The sequence below is a fragment of the Nisaea sp. genome, from assembly GCF_040217065.1.
Classification (GTDB): Bacteria; Pseudomonadota; Alphaproteobacteria; order Thalassobaculales; family Thalassobaculaceae; genus Nisaea.
Map to the genome: position 1 here is coordinate 224,461 of NZ_JAVJNX010000010.1, position 18,528 is coordinate 242,988.

Genomic DNA, 18,528 nt, shown 5'->3' on the forward strand with positions numbered 1-18,528 from the left:
GCGCGAATGGCACCTGTCTGTCATATCAGAGGGCGCTGTCAGAAAGCGATCTGTCCCGATCCGAGGACAGTCGTCGCAGCTTAAGGGTTTCGTAACCGGCCAAGTCCATGATCTGCTGGAGATGAAACGTCTCGCCGGGGAAAAGTCCTCCTCGGGGGAACTGTTCTGGAAGAGAGAATGCGAGGACGAATTATCTCAATGGTGCCTGCCGCACTAGCTGTCGTGGCGGCCATTGCGATCGGGATTCTTCTGACGGAGGAGTCCCGGAAGAATTATCTTGTGGGGACGCAAACCCACATCTCCAGTGAGCTCAATCTCCTTCGGACTCGCCTTGAAGGGACGATTGGCGCAAACCTGCGTCTTGTCGGCGGGCTTGCCGCCGTTATCTCTGCCGATCCGGACATTTCGCGGGAGCGGTTCTCCCTCATAGCGGAGCGCCTGTTCACCAAGCGGCTACAACTTCGCAATATCGCCGCAGCGCCAGATCTTGTGCTGCAATACATCTACCCCCTCGAAGGCAACGAAGCGGCTGTCGGGCTCGACTATCGCAAGCACGAGAAACAGCGCGCCGCGGCGTTCCTGGCCCGCGACAAAGGCGATCTTGTGCTCGCGGGGCCTCTTACGCTGCTGCAAGGCGGCGTCGGCGCCATCGGGCGGTATCCGGTCTTTGCAAAGGACCAGGATGGGAACGACTATTTCTGGGGCCTGGTCTCGGCCGTCATCGACATTGACGAACTATATGCCGTTGCCGGCGTTGACCAGAACGCGGTGGATTTCGATTTTGCCATCCGCGGGCGCGACGGGACCGGCCTGGACGGTCCCGTATTTTTCGGCGACGCCACGATTTACGAAGACCAGCCCGTTTTGCAGCAGGTCAACCTGCCGGTCGGGAGCTGGTATCTGGCGGGGCGCCCGAAAGGCGGCTGGGCCGTGCCGGCATCGGTCTACTGGGAAATCTGGATCCCCGTCGGCGTGATCGGGACGTCCATTGCGATGCTGCTTGCCGGCATCGGCCTGTTTCAGGACCGCCGCCGCCGGGATCTGGAAACCCTTGCGGCGCAGGAAGCAGGCCTGATCGAGGCCAAGGAAATGGCCACCGAGGCGGAACGGCAGTTGCGCATCGCGCTCAATGCCATGAATGGCGCTTTTGTGCTGTATGACCGCAACATGCGGATGGTGATCTGCAACGAGCGTTTCAGGGAGCTCTATCCCAGCGCCGGACAGGTGATGTTCCCCGGAAACCGCTACGAGGATATCATCCGTACGGCAGCAAGATCCGGCGAGATCCCCGAAGCGGTCGGGCACGAGGAAGAATGGATTGCCTTGCGGATGCACCAATTCAGAGAGCCGGGTCCCGCCTTTGAACAAGCTCTGCCGGACGGGCGCTGGATCCGGATTCATGATGCCCGCACGCCGGATGGCGGATTCCTCTCGTTCCGGGTCGACATCACGGAGCTGAAGCAGCGTCAGGAAGAGGCGGAGGCCGCCAACCGTGCAAAATCGGGCTTCCTGGCAAACATGAGCCATGAAATCCGCACGCCGCTGAACGGCATCGTCGGCCTCAGCCGGCTGCTGGAGCGAACACGGCTCGACGAGAACCAAAGCGATTTCGTCAGAAAGATTGTGTCCTCGTCGCAGATTCTCATGGGGATCATCAATGACGTGCTCGATTTCTCGAAGATCGAGGCGGGTCAGCTTGAAATCGACGCAACGGACTTTGACCTGCGGGAAGTCATCGAACAGGTCGGCGGGCTGGCGAAGGACCGGGCGGACGAGAAGGGCCTGTCCTTCGAAATCGAGATCGATCCAGACATGCCGGTTGATCTGCATGGCGATCCATTGCGGGTCGGGCAGATTCTGACAAATTTCTGCAGCAACGCCGTGAAATTCACGAAGACCGGGCAGGTAAAGCTCTCCGTGCATCCGCATGAGGTCAGCGACGGGCACGTATCGCTTCATTTCAGGGTCGAGGATTCCGGGATCGGCATGACAGCCGATCAGCAGAGCAAGGTCTTCAAGCCATTCGCCCAGGCAGACATATCGACCACCCGGCAATTTGGCGGAACGGGGCTCGGGCTCTCGATCTGTCTGGATCTGGCGACCCGTATGGGAGGCCGGATCTGGCTCGACAGCGCGCCCGGAAAGGGCAGCACGTTCCACGTCGTGCTGCCCTTCGATGTGCCGATGCCGCCGCTCCTGGCCGGCGGACTGGACGCCGAGCGTTTCAGGTCCTGGCGGGCTCTCGTCGTTGATGACAACCCGACCGCCCGGCTGGTCATGTCCGGAATGCTGCGGTCTTTTGGACTGGAGGTCGAGGAAGCGGATTCGGCGGCACAGGCGATCTCGGCGGTTTCCGAAGCAGGCCGCACCGGCAAGCCGTTTGACATCATCTTCATGGACTGGATCATGCCTGACGGTGATGGCGTTCGGGCCACCCGGGATATCCTGACATCGCTCAAGGGTGCCACCGCACCGAAGATTGTTCTCGTCACAGGGGCAAATCCGGAGGCGCTTGGCGACGACGCACGTCACGCCGGAGCCAGAGCGGTGCTGACGAAACCGATCTCGCAGAATCGCCTGCTCAGACTTCTGGACGCTTTTCTGGAAAACCGCGATCCGTCTGACGCCGGTCGCGATCTGGCGGGCGTTGCTGCCGTGCGCTTGCAGGGAATGCGGATCCTCGTTGCCGAAGACAATCTGATCAATCAGCAGGTTGTCCAAGCCATGCTGAAAGGGATCGGCGTCGATGTCGAGCTGGTGGGCGACGGCGAAGCGGCGGTGGAAGCCGTGACCAAGTCAGACCCCGGCCGCTTCGATGCCGTGCTGATGGATATTCAGATGCCCATTATGGATGGCATCGAGGCGACTCGGTTGATTCGCAACGATGCCCGGTTTGCGGACCTGCCGATCATCGCGGCGACGGCACATGCAATGACCTCCGAGGTCGAGCGATGCCTGGCCGCGGGCATGAGCGGCCATGTCGCCAAACCGATTTCGGAGGAGAAGCTCTTCGACGCTCTGTCTGCTGCCCGCCCGGAACGCGCCCTTGCCGCGCCGTCGGCCATGGATGAGGACACGGTGGAGCAGCAGCCTGCATCCGGTGGATTTGCGCCCTTTGACAAGATGGAGCAGCTTCTCGGCACGGCCGATATGGCGGCAAAACTGTTCAACGAGTTCTGCCGGCAGAACGCTGAGGTGGTAACTGACCTGCGGTCACAGCTCGAATCAGGTGATCTGACTGCGGCGGCACGCCTTGCCCATCAGGTGAAGGGTGTTTCCGGCAATCTTGGCCTTTTGGCGCTTAGCGCCGCCGCCGCCGATCTGGAAAAAGCCGTGCAAGACAAGGATGCATCCGCATCGTCGGTCACCGCGGCGCAAGGCAGGTTCGAGCGGGGCATCGAGGCCGCACTGGCTGAAACCCGAGCCCACCTGCAGGGGTTGGACCTGCTCGAGACCGACCTCGTCGAGGGCTGACCGGATCAGGGGCTCAGGAAGGCTGCAACCTCATCCTTCATGGCCAGTCGCTTTTTCTTCAGATCCTCAATATAGGCGTCGGATGCGGGCTCGATCTCCGCTTCGATCCGGTGAATTTCCCGGTTCACCTCATGATAGGCGTTCGCAAGCTTGGCAAAGTGGGCATCGTTGAGCTTCAGCGCGTGAATCTTCTCTGCAGCATCGGGGAATTCCTCGGCAAGCTCGTGGGGAACGTGGGACATCATCGGCCTCCTGGCAGGTCATTCATGATCGCAAGATCGTCTGCAGTGATAGGAACACCGGAACAGACCTGAAATCTTTGATCCAGATCACGAAGCAGGCTTCGGCCCGATGAAAGCCTGCTTGCTGGTCAAGCGGTTCGGGGCGGGATAGTCTCGGGCTCCCATTCGCCCTCAGGCCATTTCGATATGTTCATTCTCGCCGCCTTCACAAGGTTGCCGGTGCCGGTTCAGGCAACGCTGCTGATGAGCATGGCGATGGTGTTCTTCACTTCGATGGGGGTGTTCATCCGGCTCTCGTCAGAGAACATGCATGTGCTCGAGGTGGTGTTTTTCCGGAATTTCCTTGCCGTCGTGCTGATGGCGCCCTGGATCATGGGGCAAGGCATTTCCGTTCTCAGAACCAATAAATACGGTCTCTACGGTTTGCGTGCGGCAATCAATCTGACGGCCATGGCCGCCGGTTTTGCCGCGATCACCATGATTCCCCTGGCCGAGGCGACGGCTTTGGGATTTACCGCGCCGCTGTTCGCCACCATCGGTGCCGTCCTTGTCCTGGGTGAGGTGATCCGGGCCCGCCGTGTGGCGGCGCTCGCCGCCGGATTCGTCGGCATGCTGCTGGTTTTGCGGCCCGGCATGGAGGCGATCTCGCTCGGCGCTCTGCTGGCACTGGGCAATGCGGTCGGGATCTCGATCACGGCCCTGGTCGTGAAGAAGCTCACCGCGACCGAACGGCCGGAGGCGATCGTGATCTGGATGGTGCTGCTGCAGAGCCCGTTTTCCCTGATCCCGGCCCTGTTTGTCTGGACCTGGCCCGACCCGATGACCTGGCTCTGGCTGTTCTGCCTGGCGGGCGCGGGCACCGCCGGCCATGTGTGCTGGACCAGGGCCTGCAGCCTGGCCGAGATCAGTCAATTGCAGCCGCTCGAATTCATCAAGCTGCCGCTCATTGCTGTGGCGGGTTTCATATTGTTTGGCGAGGAGCCGACGGTCTGGGTCTGGCTTGGCGGCGCGGTGATCTTCTGTTCGACCATCTACATCAGTCACCGTGAAGCAGTGCTCGCACGGCGCCGCAGACGCGAAAACGGCGGCTGAGCGCCGCCGTTCGATTCTCGATTCTCTTTTGGGAGAAATTGGAGCGGGCGATGAGATTCGAACTCACGACCCTAACCTTGGCAAGGTTATGCTCTACCCCTGAGCTACGCCCGCATCCACCGGCATTCAGCAATGCCGTCGAGAGGCCGCGATAATACAAACTGTTCTTGGCTTTGCAAGCCTCGAAATTATTTTTTTTCCAGCTGTTTGCGCGAGAGACCAAAATGCCAGGAAAGCCTTGGAAAATCCCCATTTTCCGGCTATCCCAGAACGTGGAATTTGCGTTTGGCGCAGCGTATATCGATCAGTGGGGGACGCGACGCGTTATGTCCGAGAGTGAATCAGTCTCCGGCAACGGGCAATCCGGGCCAAGCACACCGGATGAACTCCTGGCCCATCTTGACGGGCTGGGGCTCGGCTATGACCTGCATCGCCACCCGCCGCTTTTTACCGTGGAAGACAGCAAGGCGCTCCGGGGTGAATTGACGGGCGGTCATTGCAAGAACCTGTTTCTGCGGGATCGCAAGGGCAAGATGTGGCTGGTCGTGACGCTCGAGGACCGGCCGATCGACCTGAAGCAGCTCGGAGCAGCCCTTGGCGGCGCCCGCTTGTCCTTCGGCAGTCCCGACCGGTTGATGAAATATCTCGGCGTGATCCCGGGTGCGGTCTCGCCGTTTGCCCTGTTCAACGATGCGGAGCGGCAGGTTACCGTTGTGCTCGACAAGGAAATGCTGACCTTCGACCCGCTCAACTATCACCCTCTGTCCAACGACATGACAATCGCGGTCTCGCCCGGCTCGCTTCTGGCATTTCTCAGGAATCTCGGATACGAGCCGGATATTCTCGACCTCGCAGGGCTGAACTGAGCAAGGCCTCCGGCTGTTGAATACGGTCGGGGGGCTTGCCAAGTGACGGCTGCGGCCAATCTTTACCGGATAAGAAAAAACGGACGACAGGCATGGAAACTCTCATCAACGCTGCCCCAGCCGCTGCGGACCTGGTCAAGGATTCCGACACCAAATCCTTCATGGCCGATGTTGTCGAAGCGTCTCGCGACGTTCCGGTCATCGTCGATTTCTGGGCTCCCTGGTGCGGCCCCTGCAAGCAGCTCGGCCCGATGCTCGAGAAGGTGGTGCGCGACGCCGGTGGCGCCGTGCGCATGGTCAAGGTCAATATCGACGAGAATCCGGCCATTGCGCAGCAAATGCGGGTGCAGTCGATCCCGGCGGTCTTCGCCTTTTTCCAGGGCCAGCCGGTGGACGGGTTTCAAGGCGCTCTGCCGGAAAGCCAGATCCGTGAATTCGTCAAACGGCTGACCGGCGGCGCCGCGGGAGACTCCCCGCTGGACGAAGCGCTGGACGCCGCGGACAAGATGCTTGAGGCAGGCGATGCGCAGGGCGCCGGTGGCCTGTACAGCCAGGTGGTGCAGCACGATCCAGAAAATGTCCGGGGCACTGCCGGCCTGATCCGCACCTTGGTCGTGATCGGACAGGTGGAGCAGGCGCAGCAGATTATCGACGACCTGCCGGACGCTTTCAAGAAAGCGCCGGAAGTGCAGGCCGCCATTGCGGCGCTTGAACTTGCGACCGAAAGCCAGGATGCCGGCGAGGAAGCCGCGTTGCTGGCCGCTGTCGAAGCCGACCCGGACAATCAGCAGGCCCGCTATGATCTGGCCATGGCACGCTTCGCGTCGAATGACCGCGAGGGCGCCGTCGAGGCCTTGATCGAGTGCATCCGCCGTGACCGCGAATGGGAAGAACAGAAGGCCCGCAAGCAGCTGGTGAAGTTCTTCGAATCCTTTGGTCACACCGACCCGGTCACCCTTCAGGGCCGGCGCCGTCTTTCGACGGTGCTGTTTTCCTGAACCCGCAGAAACCGATCAGCAAGGAGCCACCGGAATTCATGATGCGCAATCCCTTCGCTCCCAGCCTAGAGGACATGCCTGCCTGTATTCCGGTCTTCCCGCTACCCGGGGTGCTGTTGCTGCCGGGCGGCAAGCTTCCGCTCAACATCTTCGAGCCGCGCTATCTGGCGATGACCCAGGATGCGCTCTGCACCGACCGTTTGATCGGCATGATCCAGCCGCAGGAAGAAGCGGAGACCGGCCGCCCCTGTCTTCATCGAACCGGCTGTGTCGGCCGCATTACCTCGTTTTCGGAAGCGGATGACGGTCGTCTCCTGATCACGCTGACCGGCATTGCCCGGTTTCATGTGGAGCAGGAGCTGGACGGCCGCTCCGGCTATCGCCGGGTGGTCGCGGACTGGTGCGGTTTCGCGGATGATTTCAAGGCGCAGGACGACCTGGTCCTGGACAGGACCCGGCTCATGCCCGGGCTGAAGAACTATTTTGCGCGTCATGGCATGCGTGCCGACTGGGAGTCGATCGAGAAGGCGGAGGACCGGCAGCTGCTGACGACGCTGGCGATGGTCTGTCCGTTTGGCTCACTGGAGAAGCAGGCCCTGCTCGAGGCGCCGACCCTGCAGGAGCGTGGCGAGACGATGCTCACCCTGCTAGAGATGTCGCTCCATGACCTCAAGGATGATCACCATGCACGGCACTGAGAAGCCTGCCGTCGGCAGCGCGGAGCGTGAAGTCGATCCGAAGCTGCTGGAAATTCTGGTTTGCCCGTTGACGAAGGCGCCGCTGGTCTATGACCGGGCGCGCTCCGAACTGGTCAGCGAACAGGCCGGGCTGGCCTTTCCGATCCGGAACGGCGTGCCGATCATGCTGCCTGACGAGGCCCGGCACCTGAATGATGACGATGACCCTGTGGCCGCTGGCAAGGCTGCACTGGCTGCCCGTCAGGACGACAAATCATGAGCGAATCATTCACGACAGATATCTGGCCGACGGAAATCCGGGTTCAGTCGGCGGAAAAATCCCTGGAGATCGATTTCGACACCGGAGAAAGCTTCTCCATTCCGGCCGAGCTGCTCCGGGTCGAGAGTCCGTCCGCCGAAGTGCAGGGTCATGTGCCGTCCCAGAAGAAGCTCGTGGCCGGCCGCGCCCATGTGAACATTATGGGCATGGAAGCGGTTGGCAATTACGCCGTGAAGATCAAGTTCGACGATCTGCATGATACCGGCATCTATACGTGGCGCTATCTGCACAAGCTCGGCTCCGAGAAAGAGCAGATCTGGCAAAGCTACCTCGCCGAACTCGAGGCTGCCGGGCTCAGCCGGGAGCCCTGAGGGCCCGCCGGGTCAATGCCGCGCCGGATCCTGCATCAGCCGGGGCAGAGTGCCGACCGTACCCATGGCGCCCCGCATGAAGGCCCGTTTCAGGGGGCCCACCCGCTGCACCAGGCCGAGGCCCGCATCGCGCAGCAGCCGGACTGCCGCTGAATCGTTCGAGAACAGGCGGTTCAGCCCGTCCGTCGCGGCGATCATGGTCATCACATCGAAGCGCCGCCAGCGCTGATATTTCTGCAGCACCGGCGCGGATCCGAAATCCAGCCCGATCCGGCGCGCATCCTCGATCGTGTCGGCCAGAGCCGCGATATCGCGCAGCCCCAGATTGAAGCCCTGTCCGGCGATCGGATGAATGCCGTGCGCGGCATCCCCCACCAGCACCAGCCGCCGGTCGATATACCGTTCGGCATGGATCAGGCCGAGCGGATAGGCCCAGCGCCGGCCGGTGACGTGCAGATGTCCAAGGGAATCGCCGAAGGTCTGCCGCATCTCCAGGTCGAATTCGGCGTCATTGAGCTTCATGAGGGCATGCGCCACGTCGGTGCGCTCGCTCCAGACCAGGCAGGACTGGTGCGTGCCGTCCGCAGCGTCGTTCAGCGGCAGCATCGCAAAGGGCCCGGCGGGCCGGAAATGCTCGAACGCCACGTGCTCGTGCGGCTGCTCGTGTGTCACCGTGCAGGTGATCGCCGTCTGGCCGTAGGACAGTTCGGTTGTGCGCAGGCCTGCCGCACGACGGGTGGGTGATGCCCGCCCGTCGGCCGCTACGGCGAGCCGGGCGGTGATGCGGCCCCCGTCCGCGAGGATGGCTGTTGCGGTTTCGCCATTCCTCTGCAGCCGTTCGACGGAAGCCGGGGAGACAATCCGGATTCCGGGCCGGGTGGCGGCCGCGCGGTAAAGCCCGGCCTTCAGGGCGCCATTATCGAGAATGAAACCCATCGGGTCCGGACCGGCATCGTCGTGATCGAACTGCAGGAAAAGCGGCGATCCGCCTTCCCGGACACGGATATCCTCGATCGCGCAGGGCGCTTCCGGCAAGGCATCCCAGACCCCGAGCCGGACCAGCATGCGCTTGCTGCTCTGGGATATCGCGGTGGTCCGGCCGTCATGCCCGCTCGCGGTATGCGTCTCAACCGGCGCCCGATCGATCACGGTAACCGTCAGACCGGCGGCATCCAGTGCCAGGGCGGCGGAAACGCCGGACAGGCCGCCGCCGATGATCAGGGCATCGCAGTGAATGTCATGCACGCTCGTGGATCCTTCATCCCGGCAGTCCCGGATATGTCGCCGACTGTAGAGGGCCAGCTTCAGAGGGAAGATACAGCGCTTGGGGCGGGGAACAAGAGCCCGTTCGACACGCAGGAATCCGAATTGTGTGCTGCTCAAAATAACATCACGAAACTTTCGATGCTCAAAAAACAAGCACAAAGTTCAAGGGTGCGGATAAGAAGAAATTTTGAAATTACCTGTTAACGGTATGATTCAAATGACAATTTTCGGATTTCTGACACTTGGCCCGTATTTTGTAATGATTTCATCGATCTGCGTTGAGCAGACATCCGGCATGTCCTCGTTCGAGGGCGCCGGAGAAGCACAACAGGAAAAGGTTGGGCGGCATGAAACTGATCATGGCAATCGTAAAGCCCTTCAAGCTCGACGAGGTCCGCGAATCACTGACCGCTCTGGGGATCCAGGGATTGACGGTTAGCGAGGTCAAGGGCTTCGGACGGCAGAAGGGACAAACCGAAATCTATCGCGGCGCGGAGTACGCCGTAAATTTCCTTCCGAAGGTCAAAGTCGAAGTGGCGGTGCCGGACGACTTGGCGGAACAGGTGGTGGAAGCCATCCAGAAAGCAGCGAATACCGGTCGCATCGGCGACGGCAAGGTCTTTGTGCTGGATGTCTCCCAAGCCGTCCGGATCCGCACCGGCGAGACCGGCAACGACGCGCTTTAAGGAGCTCACCAGATGAGAAAATTTTTTGGCTTTTCCGCTCTGGCGGCCGTCACGGCGTCGGTCACGATCGCGCTGACCCAGTCCGCTGCAGCAGCCGTCGATCCAGAGACGGCCTTCATCTTCAACACGCTGTCTTTCCTGATGCACGGGTTCCTCGTGATGTGGATGGCGGCTGGTTTCTGCATGCTCGAGGCGGGCCTCGTCCGCACCAAGAACACGACCATGCAGTGCGCCAAGAACATCACCCTCTACTCTGTCGCCGGCCTGCTCTACTGGCTCGTCGGCTACAACCTGATGTACATGGATGTCTCCGGCTTCATGGGATCCTTCGCGATCTGGTCCGGGACCGACGATGTCATCACCGCCGACGGCTTCACGGGTGACGGCTCCGGCTATGCAGCATCCTCCGACTGGTTCTTCCAGATGGTGTTCGTGGCCGCGACTGCTTCCATCGTGTCCGGCACGGTTGCCGAGCGCGTGAAAGTGTTCCCGTTCCTGATCTTCACGGTTCTGCTGACCGGGTTCATCTACCCGATCCAGGGTTCCTGGACCTGGGGCGGCGGCTGGCTCAGCGAAATGGGCTTCTCCGACTTTGCCGGCTCCACCATCGTGCATTCCGTTGGTGGCTGGGCGGCTCTTGCCGGCGCCATCATCATCGGCGCCCGTACCGGCAAGTTCGGCAGCGACGGCTCTGTCCACCCGATGCCGGGCTCGAACCTGCCGCTGGCCACGCTGGGCACGTTCATCCTGTGGCTCGGCTGGTTCGGCTTCAATGGCGGCTCCCAGCTCGCCATGGGCTCTGCTGCTGACGTCCGCGACATCGCGACCATCTATGTCAACACCAACATGGCCGCTGCTGCCGGTGTTGTCGCCGCGGTGATCCTGAACCAGATCATCTACAAGAAGCTTGACCTGACCATGGCGCTCAACGGTGCCCTCGGCGGTCTGGTCTCCATCACTGCCGAGCCGCTCGCCCCGAGCGTGGGTATTGCAGTGATGATCGGTGCCATCGGCGGTATCCTCATCGTCATCGCCGTGCCGCTTCTCGACAAGCTGAAGATCGACGATGTGGTCGGTGCGATCCCGGTTCACCTGGTGTGCGGCATCTGGGGCACCATCGCTGTGGTCCTGTCGAACGGTGATGCCAGCTTCACCACCCAGATCATCGGCATTGTCGCCATCGGCGCCTTTGTCGTGATCACCAGCGCGATTGTCTGGGGTGTCCTGAAGCTGACCGTCGGACTGCGGGCCAGCGAGGAAGAAGAGTTCCTCGGTCTGGACCGTGCCGAGTGCGGCCTCGAGGCCTATCCGGAATTCGGTGGCGGCTCCGGCCGGGTCTGATCCGCGACAACATCTTCTGAACGGGCCCGGATGGCGACATCCGGGCCTTTTCTCTATTTAAAGCAATATTTTATATGATTTTTGAAACATTATGCTCGAGCCCACAAAATTGTGAGGTTTTGCATTAAAGTTGCCCGATAACTATCCGGCTTATATTATAGAATCCAATTGACACACGAACAGCTCGCGCCGAAATTGCGGCCGGGCAGGGCAAAATCGATGATAAACCCGGCACTTCAACCGCTTAGCGACTATACCTTCGCGCGCCTTGCGCGGATGCTGGACGGCATTGCGCCGGCTGCCGGCAAGCGCCCGATCCTGCTTTCCGTCGGGGAACCGCAGATCCAGCCGCCCGCTTTCGCCGCCGAGGCGATCGCCGCCGGCAGCCATCTCTGGAACAAGTATCCGCCGCCGAAGGGCGACGCGGCTTTTCTGGGCGCGGTGACGGACTGGCTGACCACACGCTACGGGCTGCCGGCGGGGATGCTCGATACGGAGCGTCATGTGACATCCATTTCCGGTACCCGCGAGGCGCTCTACCAGCTCGGTTTCCTGGCCGTGCCGGAGCGGAAGAACGGCCGGCAGCCGGTCATCCTGATGCCGAACCCGCTGTATCATTCCTACCGGGGGGCCGCCATGCTCGGCCGGGCCGAGCCGGTCTATATGAACGCGACCCCGGAAAACGGCTTCCTGCCGGCGCTGGACGAGGTGGCGCCGGAGATCCTGGAGCGGACAGCGCTCTGTTTCCTCTGCACGCCGACGAACCCGCAGGGACGCGTGGCGTCGCTGGACTATCTGAAACGGGCGATCGAACTGGCGCGCGAGTATGATTTCATGCTCGCCGTGGACGAATGCTATGCCGAGATCTACCGCGGCGTGCCGCCGGCGGGAGGGCTTCAGGCCGCGGCTGCGCTTGGCGGCAGCCTGAAAAACATCGTTGTCCTGCACTCCCTGTCGAAACGCTCCAGCGGACCTGGCCTGCGCTCGGGCTTCATGGCCGGCGATCCGGAACTGGTCGGGCGCTATGCCGAATATATCATGTTCGGCAGCGCCTCGACGCCCCTGCCGATCCAGCATGCCGCCACCGCGCTCTGGAAGGACGAGGCCCATGTCGAGTCCAACCGGGCGCATTATGCGGAAAACTGGCGCATTGCCACGCAGGTGCTGGGCAACAAGAAGGGCTATCACGAAGCGGAGGCCGGGTTCTTTGTCTGCATGCCCGCCGATGATGCCGAAGCCCTGACAAAACAGATCTGGCGCGAACAGGCGGTGAAGATCGTGCCGGTCGGACTGATGGCGCGGGAGGATGCAGAGGGGGTCAATCCGGGCGATCCCTATGTGCGCATCGCGCTTGTCTATGATGCGGAGACAACCGAGGAAGGCCTGCGCCGGATTGCGCCTTATTTTTGAGGCGGCCGGTGGGACAGGGGAGAAGCAAAGCCATGAGCGCATCGACGAAGACAGCCGGTAACGGTGCCGCGGGCGGGGGATTCCTGCCCGAGAGCGCCCGTCTTTACCTGCGCCGCCGGGCGGCCGAGATGACCGGCCTGGCGCTGATCCTGGCCGCCGCCCTCGGTGCCACTTTGCTGCTGAGTTATGTGCCGGGCGATCCGTCCCTGAATGCGGCCGGTTCCGGCAGCGCCGCGAACCTGCTCGGCCCGGCCGGTGCCCTGGTCGCCGATATCATGATGCAGACCATTGGCCTGGTCAGCGCCGTTCCGGTGCTGCTCTTCGCCATCTGGGGCTGGCGTGTCCTGACTCACCGTCCGCTCGAACGTCTGGCCCTGCGCATCGCGCTGCTGCCATTCGCCCTGATTGCCGGCTGCCTCGCGCTTGCGGTTCTGCCCGTTCCGGAGAGCTGGCCACTCATGGCAGGTCTCGGCGGCGCCATCGGCGCCCTGGCCCTGACCAAGATTTCCGCCTTTGGCCTGCTGGCGGCCCTGGACGCGGTCTGGATCGGCCTGGTTTCCGGTCTGGTCTCCGTCTCCCTGCTGCTCTGGACTTTCGGCGCGTCCTGGAGTGAATGGATCTCCCTGGCCCGCGGCGCCGGCCGTGGTGTCGGCACGGCCGCGGCACTCGGCGCAAAAGGCGGTGCCATGGGCGGCCGCGCCCTCGGCTCCGGTCTTGAAGCCACGGCAAGTCTCGCCCGCAAGGGATTGGGCTCTGTCGGCCGCCGGGAGCCGTCCCTGTCCGGGAAGAAACTCGATGACGGGCCGCGGCTTTCCGCGACACCCAAGCGCGTCCCGGAAGTCGAGACGTCGGCGCCGGTGCTGAAGGCCGAACTCGACGCCGCTCCGGCATCCCGCAAGGCGAAACCGGCGAAGCCCGCAAAGGTGGAGCAGAAGAGTTTCGATCTTGGCAATGCAGGAGATTACGAGCTGCCGGCCATGGATCTGCTCACCGAAGCGGCGGAAGGCATGGCCGGGCCGCCGCCCCAGGCGCTGCAGGAAAATGCCCGGATGCTTGAATCCGTCCTCGCCGATTTCGGCGTGAAGGGCGAGATCGGCAAGATCCGGCACGGTCCGGTGGTGACGCTCTATGAGCTGGAGCCCGCGCCGGGCACCAAATCCTCCCGCGTCATCGGCCTGTCCGACGATATCGCCCGCTCCATGAGCGCGGTATCCGTCCGTGTTGCCGTGGTCCCGGGCCGAAACGTGATCGGCATCGAGTTGCCGAACGCGCGCCGGGATACGGTCTATTTGCGCGAAATCCTCGAATCCGATCCCTACGAGCGCTCCGGCGCCAAGCTCGGCATCGCGCTCGGCAAGGATATCGGCGGCACGCCGGTGGTGGTCGATCTGGCCCGCATGCCCCATCTGCTGATCGCCGGTACCACCGGCTCCGGTAAGTCGGTCGCGGTCAACACCATGATCCTGTCCCTGCTGTACCGGCATTCCCCGGATAGCTGCCGGATGATCATGATCGATCCGAAGATGCTGGAACTCTCCATCTATGACGGTATTCCGCATTTGCTCTCACCGGTCGTCACCGATCCGAACAAGGCGGTGGTGGCGCTGAAATGGACCGTGCGGGAGATGGAAAGCCGCTATCGCGCGATGTCCAAGCTCGGCGTGCGCAATATCGACGGCTACAACGCGCGCCTCGCCGAGGCCCGCAAGAAGGGCGAGGTGCTGAAGCGCCGGGTGCAGACCGGTTTCGATAGCGAAACCGGCAAGCCGGTGTTCGAGGAAGAGCCCCTCGATCTGACCGCGCTGCCCTATATCGTCGTGGTGATCGACGAGGTCGCGGATTTGATGCTGGTGGCAGGCAAGGATATCGAAGGTGCCGTGCAGCGCCTGGCCCAGATGGCCCGTGCCGCCGGTATCCATGTCATCATGGCGACACAACGTCCGTCGGTTGATGTCATCACCGGCACCATCAAGGCCAACTTCCCGACCCGGATCAGCTTCCAGGTCACCTCCAAGATCGACAGCCGGACCATTCTGGGCGAGCAGGGCGCCGAACAGCTGCTCGGCCAGGGCGACATGCTCTACATGGCCGGCGGCGGCCGCGTGACCCGCGTGCACGGTCCCTTCGTCAGCGACGAGGAGGTCGAGGACGTGGTCCGCCACCTGCGCGCCCAGGGCGAGCCGGAATATAACGACAATGTCACCGAGGACGACGGCGAGGGCGGCGGAGACGGCGGCTTCGGCGATCTCTCCGGCCTCTCCGGCGGAAATACGGACAGCGGAGACGCGCTGTACGACCAGGCCATCGCCATCGTCGCCCGCGAACGCCGGGCCTCGACCAGCTTCATCCAGCGCCACCTGAAGATCGGCTATAACCGCGCGGCCACGCTGATCGAGCGGATGGAAAGCGAAGGCGTCGTCAGTCAGGCGAACCATGTCGGCAAGCGCGAGGTGCTGGTGCGCAACCCGAACGAGGAAGAATAGGGGCGCTTGCCAGCCTCCATCCAAAAGCGTTTCCCGGACCCCGATCCGGGATCTTTTGCAGCCAACACTCAGCCTTATGATCGTAAAGGCCCCGGCTCGTTGGCCGGGATAACGGTTGTGGAAGCAGGACTGCCTTGGAATTGCCGCTTGCAAGCGGGTCGGGCGGCTGCCATTTCAGATCCCATGAAAAAATTTCTTGTCCTCGCCGCCCTGGCCGTCCTTGTCCTGTCTCCGCTTGCCGCGCAGGCGGCCCCCCTCAGTGCGGAAGACAAGGCCGATCTGAAGAAGATCGAGGCCTATTTCAACGGCATCACCACTTTGCAGGCCCGCTTCCTGCAGGTCGCCAGCACGGGCGCCACGGCGCAGGGCATTCTCTCCCTGAAGCGGCCGGGCCTGATGCGGTTCGAATATGACGCACCGTCGCCGATCCTGCTGGTTTCGGACGGCACCTGGCTGGTGTTTCAGGACAATGAGCTGGAGCAGACTTCGCATGTGCCGCTCGGCAGCACGCCGCTTTCGGTGCTGGTCGAGGACCCGGTGGACTTCACGACAGATCTTGAGGTGCTGGATATCGCCCGCAATCCCGGCGTCATCCGCCTGCTGATGCGGATGCGGGACGATCCCGAGGCCGGCATGGTGCAGATGGTGTTCTCCGATGCTCCGCTGGCCCTGCGGCAATGGACCATCACCGATGCCCAGGGCGTCGAGGTGAAGGTGGCGCTGCTGGAGACACGGCGCGGGATGACGTTCACAGACGATCTGTTCAAACCACGGGATTTCGAAGGCGATACCTTCGTCGACAAGTAGACGAAGGGTCTTAGCGATGGCCGCGGAACGGCAAGACGAGAAGCGGAACGGTCTCTTCATCGGTCCGTCCTTCGACTCCGATCTTCATGTCCGCCGTCCGCAGCGTCGCACTCCGTGACCGGAACAGCCGGTCCCACCAGCTGAAGATCGTTGCATAGTTCGAATCCGTATCCGCCCGGATCGCGTGATGGTGCACCCAGTGGATCGATGGGGTGACGACGATCCGCGAAAGCGCGGTTTCCAGTTTTTCCCCGAGCCTCAGGTTGGAGTGGTGGAACAGGGCCGAGGCGATCACCAGGGTCTCGAAGACGATGACCGAGGTGAAGGGGATGCCGAGCAGGATGATGATACCGGCCCGGGCCCCGGCACTCAGCAGCACCTCGCCGAAATGGAAGCGCACGGCGGAGCTGACATCGAGGAACTCGTCCAGATGGTGCACCTCGTGGAAGCGCCAGAGGAACGGGATCTCGTGGTTCAGCCGGTGCCACCAGTAGATCAGCATATCGAGCACGAGGACATCCACGATCAGGCCTGTCCAGCCGTTGAGCCAGTCCGGCCGCCAACCGAGCGCATGCTGCGCGGCCCAGAGCGAGACCGGGATGACGATCAATGGCGAGAGGGCGCTGTTCATGAGCCACAGCACACCATTGCGGATCACGCGGCTCCAGCCGCCCCGGCGCGGTGCGGCGGGGAGCCATCGTTCGGCGGCGAAGAGCAGGGCAATCCATGCAAGGATCAATATGCCCTTGTGCTGCAGTAGCTGTTGCGTGGCGTCGTTCATGGAGCGAATATGGCAGGCGAAATCAGGCGCCGCCAGTTGCGCGCTCTCACAGCCCGGAGATCCGGGCGTTACCAGTCTTAACCGAGGAGCCGTCGATGCTGTCCGTCCCGAGCCTGCCCCTGATCGGTGTCACCGCCTGTCATCTGCAGGGCGAGGATCATTCGACGCAGAAGGTCTCCGAGAAATACGTGACCTGCGTGCCGACGCCGACCGGCGGGCTGCCGCTGATCATCCCGGCGCTGGAGGCCGGACAGCTCGATCTCGACAGCCTGGTGGCCCATCTCGACGGGTTGCTGCTGACCGGCAGTCCGTCCAATATCGAGCCGCATAACTTCAGCGGGCCGGACAGCGTCGAGGGCACCCAGCACGACCCGCGCCGGGACGGCGTCACCCTGCCGCTGATCCGCAAGGCGATCGCGGCCGGCGTGCCGGTTCTTGGCATTTGCCGCGGCATCCAGGAGATGAATGTCGCCCTCGGCGGCACCCTGCATCAGCGCATCTTCGACCTTGAAGACAAGTTCGACCACCGCATGCGCCGGGATGTCGATTTCGACCGGAAATACCGCCCGGCCCATGAGATCCGCATGACCGAAGGCGGCCAGCTGGCCCGCATCGCCGGAGCCGAAACCGCGCTTGTGAATTCCCTGCATGCACAGGGCATCGATCAGCCGGGCGACGGCGTGGTGATTGAAGCGGTGGCGCCGGATGGTATCGTCGAGGCGATCAGCGTCCCCGGTGCCAAGGCCTTTGCGCTGGCCGTGCAGTGGCATCCGGAATGGCCGGTCCCGATCCAGGGGCTGAACAAGAAGATCTTCGAGGCTTTCGGCGATGCCTGCCGGGCCCATCTGAGTGCCCGCCTCGGCCTCGCGGCCGCAGCCGAATAACCCTCAACTCCCCGAACCGAAAGACAGAGTGATGCGGATTGCCACCTGGAACATCAATTCCGTGCGCCTGCGCCTGCCGACGGTGCTGGCTTTTCTCCAGGAGCAGGCACCCGACGTGCTCTGCCTGCAGGAAACCAAGACCGAGGACAAGACCTTCCCGGCCGAGGCGCTGAAAGACGCCGGGTATGTCCACCAGGCGATCCGCGGCATGAAGAGCTATAACGGTGTGGCCATGGTTTCCCGCGTGCCTTTTGCGGAGTCCGACAGCCGTGACTGGTGCGGCAAGACGGATTGCCGGCATCTGGCAGTGCGGCTCGATGGCGGCATCGAGCTGCATAATTTCTACGTCCCGGCCGGTGGCGACGAGCCGGATCCGGCGGTGAACGACAAGTTCGCCCACAAGCTCGCTTTTTTGGCCGAGATGCAGAGCTGGTTCGGTGCCGAGCGCAAGAGCAGCGATCCGATGGTGCTGGTCGGCGATCTCAACATCGCGCCGCTGGAGCACGATGTCTGGTCCCACAAGCAGCTGCTGAAAGTGGTCAGCCATACCCCGATCGAGGTCGCGGAGCTGGGCAAGCTGCAGACCGGCCTCGGCTGGGTCGATGCGGTTCGCCATTTCGTTCCCGAAACGGAAAAGCTCTATTCCTGGTGGAGCTACCGGTCGAAGAACTGGGAGCTGACCGACAAGGGCCGCCGCCTCGACCATGTCTGGGTGACGGAGCCGCTGAAAGGCCGGCTGAAATCGGCCGCCGTGGTGAAAGAAATGCGCGGCGGCGAAAAGCCGTCGGATCATGCGCCGGTGATCGTCGATCTGGATTGAGGCCCTTTCGCCTTCCCGGCTCTTCGGCCGGGATGACGTTTACGCCTGGT

The 18,528-nt window shown here is 62.6% G+C and carries 17 protein-coding genes and 1 tRNA gene; 14 read left to right on the forward strand and 4 right to left on the reverse strand.

Annotated elements, in window-relative coordinates; translation table 11 throughout:
• The first annotated feature begins 177 nt into the window (after nucleotides 1–177).
• Nucleotides 178–3,474, forward strand: coding sequence for a response regulator (locus tag RH950_RS17085; protein ID WP_350058937.1), 3,297 nt, complete (start codon nucleotides 178–180; stop codon nucleotides 3,472–3,474).
• Between the two features lie 5 nt (nucleotides 3,475–3,479).
• On the opposite strand, the gene RH950_RS17090 is transcribed toward RH950_RS17085, so the two are convergent.
• Complete coding sequence (locus RH950_RS17090; protein WP_350058939.1) at nucleotides 3,480–3,716, reverse strand: HP1242/YdcH family protein; 237 nt, start codon at nucleotides 3,714–3,716, stop codon at nucleotides 3,480–3,482.
• Between the two features lie 186 nt (nucleotides 3,717–3,902).
• Here RH950_RS17090 and RH950_RS17095 point away from each other — a divergent pair, with 186 nt between their 5' ends.
• Nucleotides 3,903–4,808, forward strand: coding sequence for a DMT family transporter (locus RH950_RS17095; protein WP_350058941.1), 906 nt, complete (start codon nucleotides 3,903–3,905; stop codon nucleotides 4,806–4,808).
• 39 nt (nucleotides 4,809–4,847) lie between these two features.
• Here the strand turns inward: RH950_RS17095 and RH950_RS17100 are convergent.
• A tRNA-Gly gene (locus tag RH950_RS17100) sits at nucleotides 4,848–4,922 on the reverse strand.
• Between the two features lie 212 nt (nucleotides 4,923–5,134).
• On the opposite strand from RH950_RS17100, the gene RH950_RS17105 reads away from it, so the two are divergent.
• The 5 genes from RH950_RS17105 to RH950_RS17125 all read left to right on the forward strand — a co-directional run bounded on the left by RH950_RS17105 (nucleotide 5,135) and on the right by RH950_RS17125 (nucleotide 8,000).
• Complete coding sequence (locus RH950_RS17105) at nucleotides 5,135–5,674, forward strand: prolyl-tRNA synthetase associated domain-containing protein (protein ID WP_350058943.1); 540 nt, start codon at nucleotides 5,135–5,137, stop codon at nucleotides 5,672–5,674.
• A 92-nt stretch (nucleotides 5,675–5,766) separates the two neighbouring features.
• Nucleotides 5,767–6,672, forward strand: a complete 906-nt coding sequence (trxA, locus tag RH950_RS17110) for a thioredoxin (protein ID WP_350058944.1) — start codon at nucleotides 5,767–5,769, stop codon at nucleotides 6,670–6,672.
• Nucleotides 6,673–6,710: 38 nt separating this feature from the next.
• Nucleotides 6,711–7,370 (forward strand): LON peptidase substrate-binding domain-containing protein, encoded by a 660-nt coding sequence (locus RH950_RS17115; RefSeq protein ID WP_350058945.1) that lies wholly within the window; start codon nucleotides 6,711–6,713, stop codon nucleotides 7,368–7,370.
• Entirely contained in the window at nucleotides 7,357–7,629 is a 273-nt protein-coding gene (locus RH950_RS17120; protein WP_350058946.1) for a Trm112 family protein, read from the forward strand. The genes RH950_RS17115 and RH950_RS17120 overlap by 14 nt, the downstream gene beginning before the upstream one ends.
• Nucleotides 7,626–8,000: a gamma-butyrobetaine hydroxylase family protein gene (locus RH950_RS17125; protein WP_350058947.1), complete on the forward strand. Its 375-nt coding sequence runs from the start codon at nucleotides 7,626–7,628 to the stop codon at nucleotides 7,998–8,000. Before RH950_RS17120 ends, RH950_RS17125 begins: the two co-directional genes overlap by 4 nt.
• A gap of 12 nt (nucleotides 8,001–8,012) precedes the next feature.
• Here the strand turns inward: RH950_RS17125 and RH950_RS17130 are convergent, their stop codons facing one another.
• Nucleotides 8,013–9,245 (reverse strand): UbiH/UbiF/VisC/COQ6 family ubiquinone biosynthesis hydroxylase, encoded by a 1,233-nt coding sequence (locus tag RH950_RS17130; RefSeq protein ID WP_350058948.1) that lies wholly within the window; start codon nucleotides 9,243–9,245, stop codon nucleotides 8,013–8,015.
• A 368-nt stretch (nucleotides 9,246–9,613) separates the two neighbouring features.
• Here RH950_RS17130 and RH950_RS17135 point away from each other — a divergent pair, with 368 nt between their 5' ends.
• The 5 genes from RH950_RS17135 (at nucleotide 9,614) to RH950_RS17155 (ending at nucleotide 15,993) form a co-directional block, all read left to right on the forward strand.
• The gene (locus tag RH950_RS17135) at nucleotides 9,614–9,952 is read left to right on the forward strand and encodes a P-II family nitrogen regulator (protein ID WP_028466168.1); all 339 of its coding nucleotides are present in this window, start codon (nucleotides 9,614–9,616) and stop codon (nucleotides 9,950–9,952) included.
• A 12-nt stretch (nucleotides 9,953–9,964) separates the two neighbouring features.
• Nucleotides 9,965–11,293 (forward strand): ammonium transporter AmtB, encoded by a 1,329-nt coding sequence (locus tag RH950_RS17140; protein WP_350058949.1) that lies wholly within the window; start codon nucleotides 9,965–9,967, stop codon nucleotides 11,291–11,293.
• Between the two features lie 219 nt (nucleotides 11,294–11,512).
• The gene (locus RH950_RS17145) at nucleotides 11,513–12,703 is read left to right on the forward strand and encodes an aminotransferase class I/II-fold pyridoxal phosphate-dependent enzyme (RefSeq protein ID WP_350058950.1); all 1,191 of its coding nucleotides are present in this window, start codon (nucleotides 11,513–11,515) and stop codon (nucleotides 12,701–12,703) included.
• A gap of 32 nt (nucleotides 12,704–12,735) precedes the next feature.
• Nucleotides 12,736–15,186 carry a DNA translocase FtsK gene (locus tag RH950_RS17150; protein WP_350058951.1) on the forward strand — a complete coding sequence of 817 codons (2,451 nt, stop codon included), beginning with the start codon at nucleotides 12,736–12,738 and terminating at the stop codon, nucleotides 15,184–15,186.
• Nucleotides 15,187–15,369: 183 nt separating this feature from the next.
• The gene (locus RH950_RS17155) at nucleotides 15,370–15,993 is read left to right on the forward strand and encodes a LolA family protein (protein WP_350058952.1); all 624 of its coding nucleotides are present in this window, start codon (nucleotides 15,370–15,372) and stop codon (nucleotides 15,991–15,993) included.
• Nucleotides 15,994–16,003: 10 nt separating this feature from the next.
• On the opposite strand, the gene RH950_RS17160 is transcribed toward RH950_RS17155, so the two are convergent.
• Nucleotides 16,004–16,774 carry a sterol desaturase family protein gene (locus RH950_RS17160; protein WP_350058953.1) on the reverse strand — a complete coding sequence of 257 codons (771 nt, stop codon included), beginning with the start codon at nucleotides 16,772–16,774 and terminating at the stop codon, nucleotides 16,004–16,006.
• A 95-nt stretch (nucleotides 16,775–16,869) separates the two neighbouring features.
• Between RH950_RS17160 and RH950_RS17165 the strand changes: the two genes are divergently transcribed.
• Together RH950_RS17165 and xth are read left to right on the forward strand one after the other, a co-directional pair.
• Nucleotides 16,870–17,658 carry a gamma-glutamyl-gamma-aminobutyrate hydrolase family protein gene (locus RH950_RS17165; RefSeq protein WP_350058954.1) on the forward strand — a complete coding sequence of 263 codons (789 nt, stop codon included), beginning with the start codon at nucleotides 16,870–16,872 and terminating at the stop codon, nucleotides 17,656–17,658.
• Between the two features lie 31 nt (nucleotides 17,659–17,689).
• Complete coding sequence (gene xth / locus RH950_RS17170; protein ID WP_350058955.1) at nucleotides 17,690–18,478, forward strand: exodeoxyribonuclease III; 789 nt, start codon at nucleotides 17,690–17,692, stop codon at nucleotides 18,476–18,478.
• The last annotated feature ends 50 nt before the right edge of the window (nucleotides 18,479–18,528 follow it).